The 16,399-nt window shown below is 38.3% G+C and carries 16 protein-coding genes and 2 tRNA genes; 7 read left to right on the top strand and 11 right to left on the bottom strand.

Annotated features, from left to right (window positions below; all coding sequences use genetic code 11):
• Positions 1 to 117: 117 nt before the first annotated feature.
• The 3 genes from rlmD to P0N36_RS11910 form a co-directional block, all read right to left on the bottom strand.
• Complete coding sequence (gene rlmD, locus P0N36_RS11920) at positions 118 to 1,491, bottom strand: 23S rRNA (uracil(1939)-C(5))-methyltransferase RlmD (RefSeq protein ID WP_275843076.1); 1,374 nt, start codon at positions 1,489 to 1,491, stop codon at positions 118 to 120.
• A 39-nt stretch (positions 1,492 to 1,530) separates the two neighbouring features.
• Entirely contained in the window at positions 1,531 to 2,472 is a 942-nt protein-coding gene (locus P0N36_RS11915; protein WP_275843075.1) for a 3'-5' exoribonuclease YhaM family protein, read from the bottom strand.
• A gap of 167 nt (positions 2,473 to 2,639) precedes the next feature.
• Positions 2,640 to 3,422, bottom strand: a complete 783-nt coding sequence (locus P0N36_RS11910) for a multinuclear nonheme iron-dependent oxidase (RefSeq protein WP_275843074.1) — start codon at positions 3,420 to 3,422, stop codon at positions 2,640 to 2,642.
• Positions 3,423 to 3,961: 539 nt separating this feature from the next.
• Between P0N36_RS11910 and P0N36_RS11905 the strand changes: the two genes are divergently transcribed.
• The 4 genes from P0N36_RS11905 (at position 3,962) to P0N36_RS11890 (ending at position 9,005) form a co-directional block, all read left to right on the top strand.
• Positions 3,962 to 4,435 (top strand): GNAT family N-acetyltransferase, encoded by a 474-nt coding sequence (locus tag P0N36_RS11905; protein WP_275843073.1) that lies wholly within the window; start codon positions 3,962 to 3,964, stop codon positions 4,433 to 4,435.
• A 20-nt stretch (positions 4,436 to 4,455) separates the two neighbouring features.
• The gene (locus tag P0N36_RS11900; RefSeq protein ID WP_275843072.1) at positions 4,456 to 6,831 is read left to right on the top strand and encodes an endonuclease MutS2; all 2,376 of its coding nucleotides are present in this window, start codon (positions 4,456 to 4,458) and stop codon (positions 6,829 to 6,831) included.
• A 66-nt stretch (positions 6,832 to 6,897) separates the two neighbouring features.
• The gene (locus tag P0N36_RS11895) at positions 6,898 to 7,581 is read left to right on the top strand and encodes a response regulator transcription factor (protein ID WP_275843071.1); all 684 of its coding nucleotides are present in this window, start codon (positions 6,898 to 6,900) and stop codon (positions 7,579 to 7,581) included.
• Between the two features lie 2 nt (positions 7,582 to 7,583).
• The gene (locus P0N36_RS11890; RefSeq protein ID WP_275843070.1) at positions 7,584 to 9,005 is read left to right on the top strand and encodes a sensor histidine kinase; all 1,422 of its coding nucleotides are present in this window, start codon (positions 7,584 to 7,586) and stop codon (positions 9,003 to 9,005) included.
• Between the two features lie 45 nt (positions 9,006 to 9,050).
• Here the strand turns inward: P0N36_RS11890 and P0N36_RS11885 are convergent, their stop codons facing one another.
• Genes P0N36_RS11885 through P0N36_RS11875 form a run of 3 tightly spaced genes read right to left on the bottom strand, consistent with a single transcriptional unit; the run spans position 9,051 to position 10,414 of the window.
• Positions 9,051 to 9,428 (bottom strand): PilZ domain-containing protein, encoded by a 378-nt coding sequence (locus P0N36_RS11885; protein WP_275843069.1) that lies wholly within the window; start codon positions 9,426 to 9,428, stop codon positions 9,051 to 9,053.
• An 18-nt stretch (positions 9,429 to 9,446) separates the two neighbouring features.
• Complete coding sequence (locus tag P0N36_RS11880; RefSeq protein WP_442957189.1) at positions 9,447 to 9,938, bottom strand: tRNA (cytidine(34)-2'-O)-methyltransferase; 492 nt, start codon at positions 9,936 to 9,938, stop codon at positions 9,447 to 9,449.
• On the bottom strand, positions 9,938 to 10,414 hold the full coding sequence (locus tag P0N36_RS11875; protein WP_275843067.1) for a chemotaxis protein CheX: 477 nt from the start codon (positions 10,412 to 10,414) through the stop codon (positions 9,938 to 9,940). Before P0N36_RS11875 ends, P0N36_RS11880 begins: the two co-directional genes overlap by 1 nt.
• A gap of 189 nt (positions 10,415 to 10,603) precedes the next feature.
• Here P0N36_RS11875 and P0N36_RS11870 point away from each other — a divergent pair, with 189 nt between their 5' ends.
• On the top strand, positions 10,604 to 11,020 hold the full coding sequence (locus tag P0N36_RS11870) for a Fur family transcriptional regulator (RefSeq protein ID WP_275843066.1): 417 nt from the start codon (positions 10,604 to 10,606) through the stop codon (positions 11,018 to 11,020).
• A 102-nt stretch (positions 11,021 to 11,122) separates the two neighbouring features.
• Here P0N36_RS11870 and P0N36_RS11865 read toward each other — a convergent pair whose 3' ends face one another.
• From P0N36_RS11865 to P0N36_RS11845, 5 genes are all read right to left on the bottom strand, one after another.
• Positions 11,123 to 12,289 (bottom strand): aminotransferase class I/II-fold pyridoxal phosphate-dependent enzyme, encoded by a 1,167-nt coding sequence (locus P0N36_RS11865; protein ID WP_275843077.1) that lies wholly within the window; start codon positions 12,287 to 12,289, stop codon positions 11,123 to 11,125.
• Positions 12,289 to 12,771: an Lrp/AsnC family transcriptional regulator gene (locus P0N36_RS11860; protein ID WP_275843065.1), complete on the bottom strand. Its 483-nt coding sequence runs from the start codon at positions 12,769 to 12,771 to the stop codon at positions 12,289 to 12,291. The genes P0N36_RS11865 and P0N36_RS11860 overlap by 1 nt, the downstream gene beginning before the upstream one ends.
• Before the next feature lie 133 nt (positions 12,772 to 12,904).
• Positions 12,905 to 13,891, bottom strand: a complete 987-nt coding sequence (locus tag P0N36_RS11855) for an AIR synthase family protein (protein ID WP_275843064.1) — start codon at positions 13,889 to 13,891, stop codon at positions 12,905 to 12,907.
• Positions 13,892 to 14,034: 143 nt separating this feature from the next.
• Positions 14,035 to 14,595, bottom strand: coding sequence for an S-layer homology domain-containing protein (locus tag P0N36_RS11850; RefSeq protein WP_275843063.1), 561 nt, complete (start codon positions 14,593 to 14,595; stop codon positions 14,035 to 14,037).
• A 177-nt stretch (positions 14,596 to 14,772) separates the two neighbouring features.
• Entirely contained in the window at positions 14,773 to 15,858 is a 1,086-nt protein-coding gene (locus tag P0N36_RS11845) for a LacI family DNA-binding transcriptional regulator (RefSeq protein ID WP_275843062.1), read from the bottom strand.
• A 202-nt stretch (positions 15,859 to 16,060) separates the two neighbouring features.
• Between P0N36_RS11845 and P0N36_RS11840 the strand changes: the two genes are divergently transcribed.
• Positions 16,061 to 16,141 (top strand) — tRNA-Tyr (locus P0N36_RS11840).
• A 39-nt stretch (positions 16,142 to 16,180) separates the two neighbouring features.
• A tRNA-Leu gene (locus P0N36_RS11835) sits at positions 16,181 to 16,265 on the top strand.
• Positions 16,266 to 16,399: the final 134 nt, after the last annotated feature.

Raw genomic sequence — 16,399 nt, 5'->3', positions numbered from 1 at the left:
AAAAAATACAAGTTTATATAGGTTTAATATTGTGTTTTATGTCGTATAGTGTTATAATTATTGGTTAAAATAATACTATTTAAAGATGCGAGTGGATTATAGCAGAGTTCATGGCTTTTATTTTCTTGTTAGCAGACAGATGGTCTCCACATGCACGCCTTGAGAAAACATATCAAGGGGCTGAACTTGATCTACTTTATAACCCTTTTCCGTAAGATACTTAAGGTCTCTTGCCAGTGTTGATGGGTCACAAGAGACATAGATGATACGCTTGGGATTAATCTTGACCATCGCAACTAGTAGTACTTCTTCACAGCCTTTTCTTGGTGGGTCCACAACGATGACATCTGCACGCATCTTTAATTCATCATGAAGCCTTGGTATAACTTCTTCTGCTTTGCCCGTATAGAACTCGGCATTCGTTATACCATTGATATCAGCATTATGAAGTGCGTCTTCTACCGCCGCTTCAACCACTTCTACACCAATGACTTTTTTTGCTTTTTTTGCCAGTAAAAGAGATATGCTACCAATACCACAAAAAACATCCATGACTGTTTCTTCACCGGTTAGTTCTGCAAACTCAATGACTTTTGCATATAGTTTTTCTGTCTGAACCGGATTGACTTGGAAGAAGGATAATGGTGATATGTGGAACTTGACATCATCTATGGTGTCTTCAATATGGGTGTCCCCATGCACATGGAGCAATTGCCCCCCCATGATGACATTGGTGATTTCTTTGTTTATATTCACACTGATTCCGGATATATAATCCAGCTTGGTTAGTCTTGCAATTAGACCTTCGGACGCCTTTAAGCGTCGACCGTTAATGACTAATGTCACATGCATAAGCTTTGTGGAGTGGGCATGTCTTGTTACAATATGTCTCAAAAAACCTTTATGTGTTTCTTCATTATAGGCGGATATACCATTTTGTGTCATCCAATCTAAGATAAGGACTTTGACTTCTTCATTACGTTGGTCTTGAATATAACAAATATCCGTTTCCACTATTCTGTGGCTACGTTTGGCGTAAAAGCCAATTTTTACACGACCACCTTCATACCTAACCGGATATTGAACTTTGTTTCGGTAATAATAGGGCTCATCCATACCTATAACCGGTTCTACTTGTATGTCGCTTAATTTCCCAATTCTTTTAATCAATTGGTCTACTTTGTTTTGCTTAAACTTCAACTGACCCTCATAAGATAAATGCTGGAGTTGACAGCCGCCACACTGACTAGCTACTTTGCATATTGGTATAACTCTATCCGGGGAGGGTACCTGAATGGACTCAAGCTTCCCAAAACCAAAATTCTTACCGACTTTAACAACCTTAGCAAGAACCGTTTCACCCGGCAAACCGCCATCGACAAACAAAGTATAACCTTCCACTTTGCCGATGCCTTCACCGTTAACACCAATATCATCAACTATCATCTCATATACTTCATTTTTTACCACTGGTGCCTTTACTTTCGACATTTCATACCTCTATTCATCTATTTATCTGCTTAACAAAATCTAATATCTGGTTCTTCTTAAGTTGCTCTCAAACATCCTCTGGTAACCTAACCAATCATCTTGCTCACTTGAGGCTTTCATCAAGGTTGTAAATGTTTTCATCTTTGCATCCATATTATCAATATAATGAAGGGCTATGGCTTCAATGAGTTCCGGTTTCTTAGGTGATCCGTATTCTAACTCCCCATGATGGGCGATAATCATATGCTTAAGTAGATTGGCAAGCGTTGGTGGGAACTTAGGAATCTCATCAATTTTTTTACTTAGCCACTCTATACCTATAATGATATGCCCAATGAGCTGGCCTTCATCTGTATACTCAATAATCGGGAACTCCGATAATTCTTTTAGCTTGCCAATATCGTGGAACATACATCCTGAAAATAAGATGCTTTTGTTCAATACCGGATATTGCTTGGTCATAAAATCACATAGCCTAAGCATATACAAGGTATGTTCTAATAATCCACCCATATAAGCATGGTGCACGGTTTTTGCAGCTGTATGGGCCTTAAAACTTTTGGCAAAAGCCTTATCTTCGACAAAGAAATTAGTGGCCAACTGCTTAAGCCATGGATCATCCATATCTTCAATGTATCCTACAAACTCCTTATACATCTCTTCAACATCGTATTCTGTTGCCGGTATATAATCTTTAGGATCATATTCTCCCTCTTGTGCTACACGAACACGTTTAATATTATACTGGATACTGCCTTGAAAGCTTACGACCGTTGCATCAACTTTGATATAATCCCCTGTGCCAAAGCTATTAATTCCATCGTTAAGATCCCATATTTTACCGTCGCCCACACCTGTTTTGTCTTGTAATCTGACGGAGTAATAGCTCTTCCCCGCTCTTGTTTTTAGTACCTGTTTTTCTGCACATAAATATATATCGACGATTTGATCGCCTTCATTCACATCTGCCAAATAACGCATATGTTTCTCCTTTCAATATGTAATACTGTCTTGCCATCTGCATAACAGTATTACTTGTTGCCATTATCACATTATAGCCTATTTTCAAGTGAAGTTAAAGAAAAGAATCGAGCATCATTATGCTCATCTATTAAATAAAGACCCTAAAATAGGGTCTTCTAAGTTGACTAAAATCTTTTCCTTATCTCAATTAGCTGTTTTTTTATCTCTTTTTTACTGGTACGCCATGAGAAGTCTGTACCTGGCCATCCATATTCCAAAGTTACAATCTCTGGTTTACATTTGTACCTAAGCCAATCCAATAAATCGTAATCTCTTGGTGTTAAAGGTGTATGCATATCGATTAGCCCTTTGTCTTCTGTCATCTGAGTTCCGACAAAATGTATCTCTTTAACCCGTTTTAAAGGAAGCCTTCTTAAATAATCATGAACATCCATTCTTAAGTGATAGGCTGAGACGCTTGCATGGGCTGTATCAAGTAAAAGACCAACATCATGTTTTTCACACATTTCGGCTATAAAATCCGGATCTACCGCTTCAGGTTTTACATAGTGGGGCGTATAAAACGGATTATAATCCATGTTTTCAATAATTAAAGGTACTTCTAGAAGTTCTTTGAATATCTCAACGCCTTGATCCAACCGTTGTCTTATATCCCTAACAACATGCAAATCTTGGTCATAAATAGAAAAATGTACCGCTAAATGTGGGGCATCATATTGGGTCAGAACTTCATTCATATGGTGCCAATCATTATTACGCTTTGGATCGACCATACCGATGTGTTCATGCTTACCAAAACCATGTATTAGGATTGGCTTCTTCTTCACAATCTCCTCATGTAATCCTATAAAGGGCTGGAAATAACCCATCTTAATACAATCCACTTCCACAGCGTCTTCTTCAATTAATAACATCAGTTCTTCGGAATAGTTACAACCAAGTTTCATTTTCTCGCCACCTTATTCTATCTAGGTTAAGCGTCAAAACTAAGTTTCATTAACTTAACCACTATATAGATTAATTGAAACATTAACTGGCCAATATGTCAAATAAAAACAAAAAGCAGCATCTCTGCTACTCATCATCTTTTTGCTCCAAATACTATTGTACTTATTTTGCGAACTAGCTTTGAAAATCTGGAAAGTTTTTTGGGATGTTTAATTTCCTCTTTGTAAAATGAAGGACATCCATTATTCGTCTTAGTTTCGCTCATGATTCACACTCCAATGATCAAGCTCATTAATTCCTATTCCCTATTATACAACCTGTTTTTGAACAGATTATGAATAGAACGTTAACAAATTAGCGTTTCTCATAAACCCCTTAATCTCCTGATTCTCAAGACCTTTTATACCCCTTTAAGTACAAACATCTTGGCTTCGTAACAAGGTGTCATAAAAAAGATATGTTAGGATGCTTTATAATTATGTCATAATCATGTAAAATGATAAGAGAATATATTTATATATATTAAAGGTGGTTCCTTATGACAAATCCGCAAAGAAAAAAGTTGGAAATAATCCAAGCAAGTGCCCTTGATTTGTTGAGAATTAATATTGCCTTAACTCGGTATGATCAATATAACAAAGCCATACAATCACCCAAGTCTCTTGAGAAAGATGCAGGTGAGCACTTTATATACATTGATACCGTCAGTCAAAAATCTTTAGGGTACTTAAAGCTCATGAAAACAAACCTGTCAGGAACTTGTTGGCTTCAAAGCTTTCTGATATTACCAGACTATATTGGGCAAGGCTATGGTCGACAGTTCTTTTGTGATTTTTTTAAAAACTACATACAGCCCCGCAATTATAGCCGAATCTATCTGACATGCCATCTTGATAATACTTCTGCACGCCAGTTTTGGTCTTCCCTTGGCTTTCATAAATATAATGATCGTGATAATATCATGCCTGTCTATGAAAAAGCAGCCTACGACCTCTATTATCTAGATCTATAACCATAATAAAGGAGTTACTCATGAATCAAAAAGCCCTAAAAATACTTGAATACGATAAAATCATATTACAACTCAAACAATTGGCTCAATCAGAACCGGGCAAAAAAATGGTTGAAGCCTTAAAACCATATTCCGATCTTGAAGCAATCAACCGAAAGCAAAACGAGACTTCAGAGGCACTCTCCACCGTGCTCAAATATGGTTCACTACCTATTCGTGGTACACATCTTATCGGTCCTTCCTTAAAAAGACTGGCCATTGGTGGTAACCTCTCTATACTTGAATTGCTCCATATTGGAGATGTACTACGCGTTGCTTCCCGTCTAAAAAGTTATTTCAGAGAAGGCGAAGAGATGATTTGTACACTTTCCATTGCCCCTCTTTTCTTGGACATCGAACCACTAACGCCATTACTTAGAGAGATAGATCGTTGCATCATATCTGATGATACCATCGCTGATGAAGCCAGTTCACAGCTTCATCAGATACGGCGTAGCATACAAAATACCCATACTAAAATCCGATCTAACCTCAACAGCATTATTAATAATAATAACCAAAAAACTATGTTACAAGATCCAATTATTACCATCCGTAATGACCGCTTCTGTGTACCAGTTAAAGCCGAATACCGTAGTCAATTCAAGGGTATGATTCATGACCAATCTTCTACCGGTTCAACACTGTTTATCGAGCCTATGTCTGTTGTGGAACTAAATAACGGACTAACTGAATTGGCCCACGAAGAACAAGAAGAAATCAGCCGTATTCTTGCAGAACTTAGTGCTTTGGCAGCGGTGCATATGGAGGCTCTAAAAATCAACTTGGATGTCATGGCTGAGCTCGATTTTATCTTTGCCAAGGCTGAACTGGCTTTAAAGCAAAATGCCACCTTACCTATGTTTAATGACAACAAAGAGATCAATCTAAAAAAAGCAAGGCATCCTCTACTAAGTGATCAAGAAGTGGTACCTATTGATATTTACCTCGGGAAATCATTTAATACCTTAGTCATTACAGGACCCAATACCGGTGGTAAGACCGTTACCCTTAAGACTTTAGGCCTCTTTTCCCTCATGGGTCAAGCCGGTTTGCATATACCTGCTTTTGACGGTTCTAGTTTAACGGTTTTTGATGAGATCTATGCAGACATCGGCGATGAACAAAGTATCGAACAATCTCTAAGTACCTTTTCTTCACATATGGTTAATATCGTGGATATACTTAAGAAGGCAACCATCGATTCTTTGGTGCTTTTTGATGAGCTTGGGGCCGGTACGGATCCAACAGAAGGTGCCGCACTTGCCATGGCTACTTTGGAAAATCTATTTGCCCGAAGGGTTCTCACTGTAGCCACCACGCATTATAGTGAGCTTAAAGTCTATGCCCTTTCAACCGAGGGTGTAGAAAATGCTTCCTGCGAATTTGATGTGACCACCTTACGCCCTACCTACCGTTTACTTATAGGTGTTCCAGGAAAAAGTAATGCCTTTGCCATCTCAAAAAGATTAGGGCTGGGTGATGATATTATCGAGGAAGCCAAAGCGCTTCTTCAACAAAAAGAAGTCCGTTTTGAAGACTTGATTACAGATCTTGAGATCAACAAAAAATTAGCCATTGCTGAGAAAGAAAAGGCTGAAAAATATAGAAAAGAAACTGAAATCCTTAAGCGCCGGTTTGATCTTCAAAAAGAAGCTTTTGAGCAAAAAAAACAAGAAATGCTTATGGAAGCTAAAAAAGAAGCTTATAGAATTACAGAAGCCGCTAAAGAAGAAGCAGATCGACTCATTCGCCAGATTAACCGAATCGCTGATAGTGCTCAGATTGACACCAAGGCTCTAGAAGAAAGTCGCAGTACTTTACGTCAGTCTATGACAAAGATGGAAAATGAAATGGGTTTACCAAAAGCTAAGGCAAAAGGCACCAAAGCAAAAGACATTGCCATTGGTGATACGGTTTTTGTTGCTCCTTTTAATGGAAATGGTGCCGTTTTATCTTTACCAAATAGTAAAGGTGAGATTCAAGTTCAAATGGGTATTATGAAGTCCAATGTTTCCCTTAAAGATGTGACGGTTCTACAAGAAGAAAGTCACCATCCAAAAGAAGCACGCAAAAAAGCTTCTTCAAAAAGTGTAACCACCAAAGCTTATAACATCTCAACAGAGATTGATCTGCGAGGGGAAATGACCATCGATGCACTACAGGTTCTGGATAAATACTTAGATGACGCCTATCTATCAAAACTACCTATGGTCACCATCATTCATGGCAAAGGTACCGGTGCTCTTAGGTCTGCCATTCATAAGCACCTGAGAAAAGTGAAATATGTAGATTCCTTTCGAATTGGTGCCTATGGTGAAGGAGAATCCGGTGTAACTATTGTAGAATTCAAGTAAAATGCTTATAATAATATTAGCTCCTATAAACCATCCCAACCACCATACAAGAATTGAGGTGTCCTCATGGAAGCAAAATCAAAAATACTCATTGTTGACGACGACGAAAATATAACCGAACTCATAGCCCTCTATCTGGAAAAAGAAGGTTATTCAACAAAATCTGTTCACAATGGCAATGACGCAATCCATGTTTTTAAATCTTTCTCACCAAACTTGGTTATTTTAGACCTTATGTTACCAGGAAGGGATGGCTTTGATGTGTGTAAGGATATACGTCAAATGAGTAATACACCAATTATTATGCTTACAGCCAAAGGTGAGACCTTTGATAAAATTCTGGGGCTTGAACTGGGTGCGGATGACTACATGATCAAACCTTTTGATACTAAAGAGCTCACCGCAAGAGTCAAGGCTGTCCTTAGACGATTCACCCCTAAAGGAAATACTACTAAACAAATCGCGATGCCTAACCTGACCATCAACCTCTCCAATTATACCGTTGTCTATAACGATACAAAAATTGAAATGCCACCAAAGGAACTAGAACTCATATATTTTCTTGCTTCCAACCCGAACCAGGTCTTCACAAGAGAGCAGCTCCTTGATCGTATATGGGGTTATGAATATATCGGTGACACCCGCACTGTTGATGTTCATATAAAAAGAATTCGTGAAAAAATCAATGAATCAGATGCTTGGGGTATCAAAACCGTTTGGGGCATTGGGTATAAATTTGAGGTGAACTAGATATGTTCAAGACATTTACAGGCCGTTTTTTTGCTATCTATGCTATGACCACTTTGGTCATTTTCCTTCTATTGTTTGGTGTACTTACTCAAATTATTTCAAACTATTTTATAGAGAACCATTACAAAATGATGTTAGAGGAAAGTCGAATTTTAAGTGATCAATTCATAGAAACCTATAAGGCAAGAACCTTGACGGATCTTAATTTCAACTATCAGTTAACCGCTACCAGCCGATATATTGATTCTAGAATTATGATTCTGGATGAAAATCATAGGGTTTTTAAAGACACTCAAACCACCGGCAAGTCCTTGGTCGGTCATAAGCTCAATCATCCCATTATCCATTCTGTTTTTGAAGGTCAACAAATGTCAGAAACCGGTACTTTTGGTGACCTCTATGACCAGCTGGTGCTGACAACCGCTTATCCTATTTTCTCAGGTGATCGGATTATAGGAGCGGTTATTATTAACTCTCCTTATCCTACATTGCGAGAAAACATTAATAATATCTATCAAATGACCCTTATTTCATTACTTGTACTATTGTCTGCCACTTTTATATCTACTTATGTCTACTCAAAAAGTATTTCCAATACCATCTCTGAGTTAAACGATCGGGTTCAAGCCATTGCCAATGGTGATTTTTCAAGCCATGTTGTTGTAAGTACCGATAACGAGATTGGACAACTGGCCAATAATATAAACCATATGGCCTCTGAACTCGAAAAACTTGAAGATATGCGTAAAGATTTTATTGCTAATATCTCTCATGATTTCAGGTCACCTCTAACATCTATTAAAGGTTTCGTACAAGCCATACTAGATAACACCATTCCTTATGAACGACAAGGCAAGTACCTAAATATCGTTCTTGATGAGACAGAGCGTTTGACCAAGCTCACCAACGACATACTCCTCCTAACAAAAATGGAAAATAATACCGTACAATTAAACAAAACCCATTATGATCTTCATCAAGATATTCGAAAAATCCTCTTTCAATTTGAGCAGAAAATCCTAGATAAGCATATCGATTTCACCTTGCTCATCGACCAACAGGAACTGTTTGTATTTGCGGATATGAACCAGATACAACGTGTTTTGACCAATCTCATCGATAACGCCATAAAATTCTGTTCTCCGGAAGACACCATCATTGTAGAAACTACGGTATTAATAGGTAAAGTTGAAGTACGTATCAAAGATTCAGGTCCCGGAATATCCGAAGAAGACATTAAGTACATCTGGGATCGATTTCATAAAGCTGACCGCTCAAGGGGTAAAGATAAGAAAGGTATCGGTCTTGGCCTATCCATCGTAAGAGAAATTATCAAAGCTCATAACGAGAAAATAGACGTGTATAGTCAAGAAGGTAAAGGCACAACTTTCGTTTTCACTTTACCACTTTCCCACCATACATAAAGGCGCATTGCATGTATAAAGTGCAATACGCCTCTTGTATTTCTTTCAAGTATCTTTATTGATTAATTTATTCTTTTGTTTAAGGTGATTTTTGATGAGACCATCAAGAAACAATATGGTTTCTTTTGTCAGATTCCTAAACTTTAATCCGGCTTCGTACTCACCGCCCGCGTAACGACACCACATCACCTCTAGCATGACCTCTTTTTTCTCCCCGATATTTTCAAGATTGAAAACAAGGACATCGCCTGTACTAAGATCTCTGGTACAACGAATGCCTATTCCGCTATAAGAGATATCTTCAACGATTATTCTAATCGGTGCAGGATCAGGTGTCTCATCGCTATTTGATAAAATGTGCTTATAACACAAGATATGATTCCTATAGTCGATCCGTTTTCTAATTCTATTATCTTCTTCCAAATAGTCACCCTCTTAGCTTTATAACCATTTATGATGATGCAACTCGCCTTCTATTTGCATTTGTCCAAAATTATGTTGACGATAGGCTTCATAAAGTACTATGGAAACGGCATTAGATAAATTCAATGACCTTATGTCATTCGCCATCGGTATACGTATACAGCTTTCTTGATACTTAAGTAGGATTTCTTCCGGTATACCGGCACTTTCTTTACCAAACATAATAAAGGACCCTTTTTCATATTGAACATCTGCATACGTTTTCTTAGCTTTGGTCGTACCCATATATATTTTGACGCCCGGATGCTTTAGTAAAAATTCTTCAAATGAATCATACATGTGCAAATCTAATTTATGCCAATAATCTAAACCGGCACGTTTAACAGACTTTTCGTCTAAAGAAAAGCCAAGTGGTCTTATTAGGTGTAAGGAAGCACCTGTCGCTACACAAGTTCTTCCAATACTACCTGTATTATGGGGGATTTCAGGTTCAAGTAAAATAATATTCATCATTTTGGTTTAATTGCAATGTTCAGTTCAAGTAATGTAGATCCATCTTCTAGCTCAAGTGGAACACAGATTGTCTTAGAGTCACTAACAGTAAAAGACATATTGTTACCCAGACATAAGTTTGGTGGAGTTATATCCACAATAATACCCTTGGTTGAAAAAATAGTAGCAGCATTGCCCAGTACCATATTAGCAAGCTCACCAATGGCACTTTTTGACATATCGTTTAATTCTAAAACCGGCATACCCATCATCATATGCGATGCAATATTACAAGCTATATCCTCTTCAAGAGAAATAATAACTTGTCCTCTTAGTTCTCCTGTTACACCTACTATAACCGTTAAGACCTTCCCTTCATACTCCGGATTCTTTATATAGGGCTTACCCATTTTTGTATGTATTTGTGATAAGTCCCTTAAAACACTTTGAGCTGCACTGATAAACGGATTAATTAACTCTACATTGACTGACACATTGTTCCCTCCTTTTGTCTCTTTTACTTATTGTATCACATAGGGTTATTGGCTATCAATAAATATCGCTAAAATACAGTTTGAGCTGTATACCGCAACCACTAAAAAAGGTTGAACTTGACAAGACATCTATTCTATAATAGAATTAAGTTACTACTATGAAATAATAACTATTACAGGAGTGAAGATATGGATCAAATAACCGCTATGCTTAAAGCTAAAAATCTAAAAGTCACACCACAAAGATTAGCTATATTTAATGTTCTATGTAATACTGTAGAACATCCTAGTGCTGAATCTATTTATAATGCTTTACAAGAAACCCATCCAACGATGAGTCTTGCAACCATTTATAAGACACTAGACACCTTAAAAAAAGCCAATCTTATCCAGGAGCTTAATGTTGGTGAAGACCGTTTTCGCTATGACGCCATTATCCATAATCATCCTCACATGATTTGTAATCATTGTGGTCAAGTCTATGATTTACACACCCGTGTCGTTGATCAACTGATTAATCAACTTCAATCGGAAACGGATTTCACCATAGAATCTGAGAAAATATTCCTATACGGAACCTGTTCGGATTGTAAAGTGGCACATTAGAATCTGTATTATAGAGACAAAGCAAGGCTGCCTCAGATTATGATATATCCTGAGACAGCCTCTTTTTATTGTGTATTAGGTTTTTTATTTTATGTAGTGCCTTTATTTTTTTATCATCTTCTCAACAAACAAACCAATTCTCTCAAGTGCAATCTTCAACTCTTCTACAGAATATGCATAGGAACATCTTATGAACCCTTCACCACATTCTCCAAAAGCCGTTCCTGGTACAACCGCTACCTTTTGATCAAACAATAACTGAGTTGCAAATTCTTCAGATGTTAGACCGGTTTTTTGAATGGATGGGAATACATAGAATGCACCCTCCGGTTCAAAACAATCTAGTCCCATTTTTCTAAAGCCTTCAACCATTAATCTTCTTCTTTGATTATACGCACGTCGCATCATTTCCACATCATCATCACAGTTCTTTGCAGCTTCAAGTGCAGCATATTGACTGGTGGTTGGTGCACTCATAATTGCATACTGATGAATCTTGGTCATTAATCCTACAGCTTCTTCTGGTCCAAGCACATAACCCATTCTCCATCCTGTCATGGCATAGGCTTTTGAAAAGCCATTGATGATGATTGTACGCTCTCTCATGCCCGGTAAAGATGCTATAGACACATGCTCAAAGCCATAAGATAACTCTGCATAGATCTCATCGGAAATAACAATCAGATCGTGTTTGATAATAACTTCTGATATGGCTTTTAAATGTTCTTCTTTCATGACCGCTCCGGTAGGATTGGTTGGGAAAGATATCATTAACACTTTACTTTTTGGTGTAATAGCCGCTTCAATCTCTTCAGCTGTAATACGGAACTCATTTTCAGCTTTTAGTGGAATAGAGATGACATTAGCACCCGCCAGATAGGCACAAGGCTGATAGGAAACAAAGCAAGGTTCTGCAATAAGAACGTCATCTCCGGGATTAATGAGGGCACGAAGGGCTAAATCAATACCTTCACTGCCTCCTACTGTTACAAGACATTCTGCTTTATAATCATAGTCTAAGTTGAACCTTCGCCTCTGATAATCACATATGGCTTCCCTAAGCTCTAAGAGACCGGAATTAGAAGTATAAAATGTTTTGCCTTTTTCAAGAGAATAGATACCTTCTTCTCTAATTCTCCAAGGTGTATCAAAATCAGGTTCACCAACACCTAGAGATATGGCATCTTTCATTTCTGTTACAATATCAAAAAACTTGCGAATGCCTGATGGTGGAATTACGGATGCTCTTTGTGATAATTTATTTTCCATCATGGGGTCACCACCATTCTCTCGTCTTTTTTCTCATCGTCTAGAATAATCCCATAATCTTTGTATTTTTTCAGAACAAAATGGGTACCGGTACTTAGGACGGATTCTAAAGGTGCTAATGTTTGTCCAACAAATAAAGCCACTTCCTTCATGGTTGAGCCTTCAATGATGACTGTAAGATCAAACCCACCGGACATCAGATAAACCGCTGTTACTTCTTTGAATCTGTAGATGCGTTCTGCAATACGGTCGAAGCCTTCACCTCTTTGTGGGGTGACTCTGACTTCAATTAATGCCGTTACTTTTTCATTGTTGGTACGATCCCAATTAATGAGTGTATGATAACCACATATAATTTTTTCTTTTTCCATTTTCGTTATTTCATCGGCTATATTATCTTCATTGTCATTTAGCATCATTGCCAAGTCTTTGACTTCGATTTTGCTGTTGTTTTGAATAATCTGCAGTATGTCTTCTCTCATATGTTACCTCCATAATCTTGTTTGGTATTAAACTCAATCGTTTATTATCTAACTCCGCTTTCCCAAATTTTTCTATTTTCTTGCTGGCAAGCAATGAAAATCACTAAGAAATCCTACCTGTGGGAATGTTGAGTCATCTGATTACTTTATATAGTTCGTCTGATTTAGGTGGCTTAAGGGTTTGCCGCATTTGATCGCTGATAATGAGACGTTCCTTACCGGAAGTTACTTTCCCAATATGTGCACTATGAATACCTGCTTCTAGTAATGCCTTAACAAGTCCAGGTCCATCTTCTGTTCCAATAAGCAGTGCGCCACTCGAAATGAGTTGATAAGGGTTAATGCTATAAAACTCACATATTTCGATCGTTTCTCTTTTTAAAGGTATATGATCGAGTTGAACTTCAAAACCAACTTTAGCACTTGATGCCATTTCCCAGAGTGCTCCATATACGCCACCTTCTGTTATATCGTGCATGGCTTTTACACCATGCTTCATGGCGGCCGCGCTATCCTCAACAACTGAAATGAGATCTGTAAACTTCTTAGCTTCTTCAATTAAGCTTTGTTTAACATGACCTTTTAACTCAGCTTCTTTTTCCAGAGCAATGATACCGGTACCTTCAATACCTGCCCATTTGGTCATGACCAAATCATCACCAGGGTGTAAATTGCATGACATGGCTAAACTGGCATCTGTTGCTCTACCTATGCCCGTCACCGATACAATCACTTGGTTGACCGCGCCTGTCACCTCTGTATGTCCACCAAGCACTTGCACATTCAAAGATGTACAAACCGCGTTCACATCCTGCATAATAATCTTAAGATCTTCTTCTAAGAAGCCTGTAGGTAATAATATTGTAAGTAAGATACCAACCAGCGTTGCCCCACTTGAAGCTATATCATTAGCTGTAACATGAACCGCCAGCTTACCGATCTCTTTGGTGGTTCCAGTAATCGGATCTGTTGACATAACAATAAGATCCTCACTGGGGAATTTTAGAACGCAACAATCCTCACCAATGCCAGGGCCATGAATAACTTCTTCTCTTTTTACGGATAAAGGCTTTAAGATGGTTCTTTTTAAAACCGATTCAGATACTTTTCCAATCTCCATATATTCATTCCTCATCGTTTCCCGTACTGTTTCCTAATTTTATAGTATTATAGCATTTTTCCTGACATTATAAAAGAGGTTAAATATTGACACCTGAACTATAATGAAAAAACCACTTCATAAGAAGTGGCTTTGATATCGTATTATTGTTTAACCAATAGTGTATCCCATATAATCAAGGCGACTTCACCTCTTGTGACAACTTTACTTGGATCTACACTCGAATTAGCCGGTATAACTCCAATGGATTTGGCTCTTTGTATATAGTTCTCTGGCCATTTGCCTGTTAGATTCTCTTGCCTACCTAGAGCATTCACCATAATAGTTACGATTTCCCCATAAGTGATGTTGCCGGCCGGTCTAAAAGTATCTCCCGGATAACCCTGTACAAGCTTTAATTTATTAGCATTGCCAATCACCCCATGGGCCCAGTGACTGGTTGGAACATCCGCAAAGCTCTTGCTTTCTCCTGCCACTTCAACACCTTCGTATCCTAGTATTCTTACAGCTAAGGCTGCTACTTCAGCTCTGACAATCGGATTATCAAGCTTAAGGGATCCGTCATCATAACCTCTAAGTATACCTAGCGTTCTTAATTGATTACCAGCATAACTTTCTTCATTGGTGGCACCATGGACAATGGTGGTTGACATTAATACCACCGCCATCATTACAATTATCATTTTATTCATCATATTCTTCATCTATTTACCTCATCTTCATTGAGACGCGCCGTTTTCAGTCTATCCATTGCTTGTACAGGTGCTATTATAGCATGAATGATTCTTCCAAACCATAGTTCACCTGCGAATGAAAACATATTGTAACAATGATAAAGTACCAAAATAATATAGTTGATTTTTCGCCCTAGCCACAAGCCCTTATTTCAAGATGGCCTTTGTCGTCTCTCTGACAATGAGTTCAACAGGTAGCTCCTGTGACTTTAACCCCAGCTCACCATCAATTTTTTTAATGAGAAGTCTGGCAACTTCCACACCTTTTTTATAGATATCCTGCCTTATTGTGGTTAAGGCCGGAAACGTGTACTCACAAATGCTTAAGTCATCAAATCCTATTATGGATAGATCTTCCGGAATCTTCCTTCCAAACTGATGCATGATCTTAATAATACCAAGTGCCATAATATCTGCAATAGCAAACACCGCTGTGACCTCCATGTGGTCCTTTAAAAGTCTATGGCCTATGGTTATGCCACCTTTGAAGGAAACCGCCTCAACAATCACTGGGCATGCTGTTTGATCTAACTTGGCTTCTTTTATAGCACGTTTGAACCCTATAAAACGTTTCTCATTCACCTCTGAAACGCCGACCTCACTGGTCGCAAAAGCAATATGCTTATGCCCAAGGGTCGTTAAGTGTTTGGTCGCAAGATAAGCACCGAGTTCATCATCAATACCCACATTATTAACACCCACCGCTTCATAGTTGTAATTATCTATTAAGACGATTGGCACCGATACCAGCTTAAGGTCTTCCCAAAACCTTGTATCATAAGTACCAAGGATGGCCAAGCCATCTAACATCCGCTTATTCACCAACTCAAGGGCATGATCAATAGAGTGAATACAAGATATGAGAATATCATAGCCGAGCATCCTGGCTTCATATTCAATACCACTAATAATCTCACTGTAAAATGGATTGGTTTTTAGAAGAGAACTTGGCGCACTGTTTTCGTATACTTCCGGTATGAAAATACCGATTAAATTTGATTTTCCAATGGACAAACTTCGAGCGGTCATGTCCATTTTATAATTAAGTTCCTTGACGGATGAAAGGACTTTTTGCTTCGTCGCTTCCGTTGTTTTATTGGATATGTTATTGATAACATTGGATACGGTTGCAACCGATACACCTGCATGTTTTGCAACGTCCTTCATGGTTATTTTTCCCATACGTTTACCTCGCTTTTTGTCGTCTCCAAACTCACTCGTTTTCTCTGACATGGTTAATTATATCTTTTTTAACCATGCTTAGCAATTGGATTCTAAACCTTTAGTAAACTATTAACCTTGGTTTAAGCCTTCTCTTTTATCCTACCGTTAAAAACTTCACCAAAACTATTGACAAAACTTCTAATTGTGGTAAGATATATCTTGTTCACCTTGAGGGCGCTTCCTCTTGGAGATTCAAGTTCATATTTTGTTTGGAGGGGTTCCCGAGTGGCCAAAGGGGGCAGACTGTAAATCTGTTGCGATAGCTTCGAAGGTTCGAATCCTTCTCCCTCCATTTGATCGTTATACGATCATAATAAGTTGTTGGTTATGCGCCGGAGTGGCGGAACTGGCAGACGCACAGGACTTAAAATCCTGCGACCTATAAAGTCGTACCGGTTCGATTCCGGTCTCCGGCATTAATTAACGCTTATTATATATTGATTGGTAAGACCGAATTGTCTTCGTATGAAGATGATGCATGAAGTACTTGTACTTCTGCCCAGATAGCTCAGTCGGTAGAGCAGAGGACTGAAAATCCTCGTGTCGCTGG

The sequence above is a fragment of the Petrocella sp. FN5 genome (assembly GCF_029210395.1).
Taxonomy (GTDB): Bacteria; Bacillota; Clostridia; order Lachnospirales; family Vallitaleaceae; genus Petrocella.
The sequence above is the reverse complement of the archived record's forward strand: the minus strand, read 5'-3'. Positions and strand labels throughout refer to the sequence as shown.

Excerpts from the sequence above, each read along its gene's own strand:
- P0N36_RS11880 (WP_442957189.1), bottom strand. The coding sequence starts at position 9,938 with ATGAATATTATTTTACTTGAACCTGAAATCCCCCATAATACAGGTAGT.
- P0N36_RS11900 (WP_275843072.1), top strand. The coding sequence starts at position 4,456 with ATGAATCAAAAAGCCCTAAAAATACTTGAATACGATAAAATCATATTA.
- P0N36_RS11895 (WP_275843071.1), top strand. The coding sequence starts at position 6,898 with ATGGAAGCAAAATCAAAAATACTCATTGTTGACGACGACGAAAATATA.
- rlmD (WP_275843076.1), bottom strand. The coding sequence starts at position 1,491 with ATGTCGAAAGTAAAGGCACCAGTGGTAAAAAATGAAGTATATGAGATG.
- P0N36_RS11860 (WP_275843065.1), bottom strand. The coding sequence starts at position 12,771 with ATGAGAGAAGACATACTGCAGATTATTCAAAACAACAGCAAAATCGAA.
- P0N36_RS11910 (WP_275843074.1), bottom strand. The coding sequence starts at position 3,422 with ATGAAACTTGGTTGTAACTATTCCGAAGAACTGATGTTATTAATTGAA.
- P0N36_RS11870 (WP_275843066.1), top strand. The coding sequence starts at position 10,604 with ATGGATCAAATAACCGCTATGCTTAAAGCTAAAAATCTAAAAGTCACA.
- P0N36_RS11855 (WP_275843064.1), bottom strand. The coding sequence starts at position 13,891 with ATGGAGATTGGAAAAGTATCTGAATCGGTTTTAAAAAGAACCATCTTA.
- P0N36_RS11845 (WP_275843062.1), bottom strand. The coding sequence starts at position 15,858 with ATGTCAGAGAAAACGAGTGAGTTTGGAGACGACAAAAAGCGAGGTAAA.
- P0N36_RS11915 (WP_275843075.1), bottom strand. The coding sequence starts at position 2,472 with ATGCGTTATTTGGCAGATGTGAATGAAGGCGATCAAATCGTCGATATA.
- P0N36_RS11890 (WP_275843070.1), top strand. The coding sequence starts at position 7,584 with ATGTTCAAGACATTTACAGGCCGTTTTTTTGCTATCTATGCTATGACC.
- P0N36_RS11905 (WP_275843073.1), top strand. The coding sequence starts at position 3,962 with ATGACAAATCCGCAAAGAAAAAAGTTGGAAATAATCCAAGCAAGTGCC.
- P0N36_RS11865 (WP_275843077.1), bottom strand. The coding sequence starts at position 12,289 with ATGGAAAATAAATTATCACAAAGAGCATCCGTAATTCCACCATCAGGC.
- P0N36_RS11850 (WP_275843063.1), bottom strand. The coding sequence starts at position 14,595 with ATGAAGAATATGATGAATAAAATGATAATTGTAATGATGGCGGTGGTA.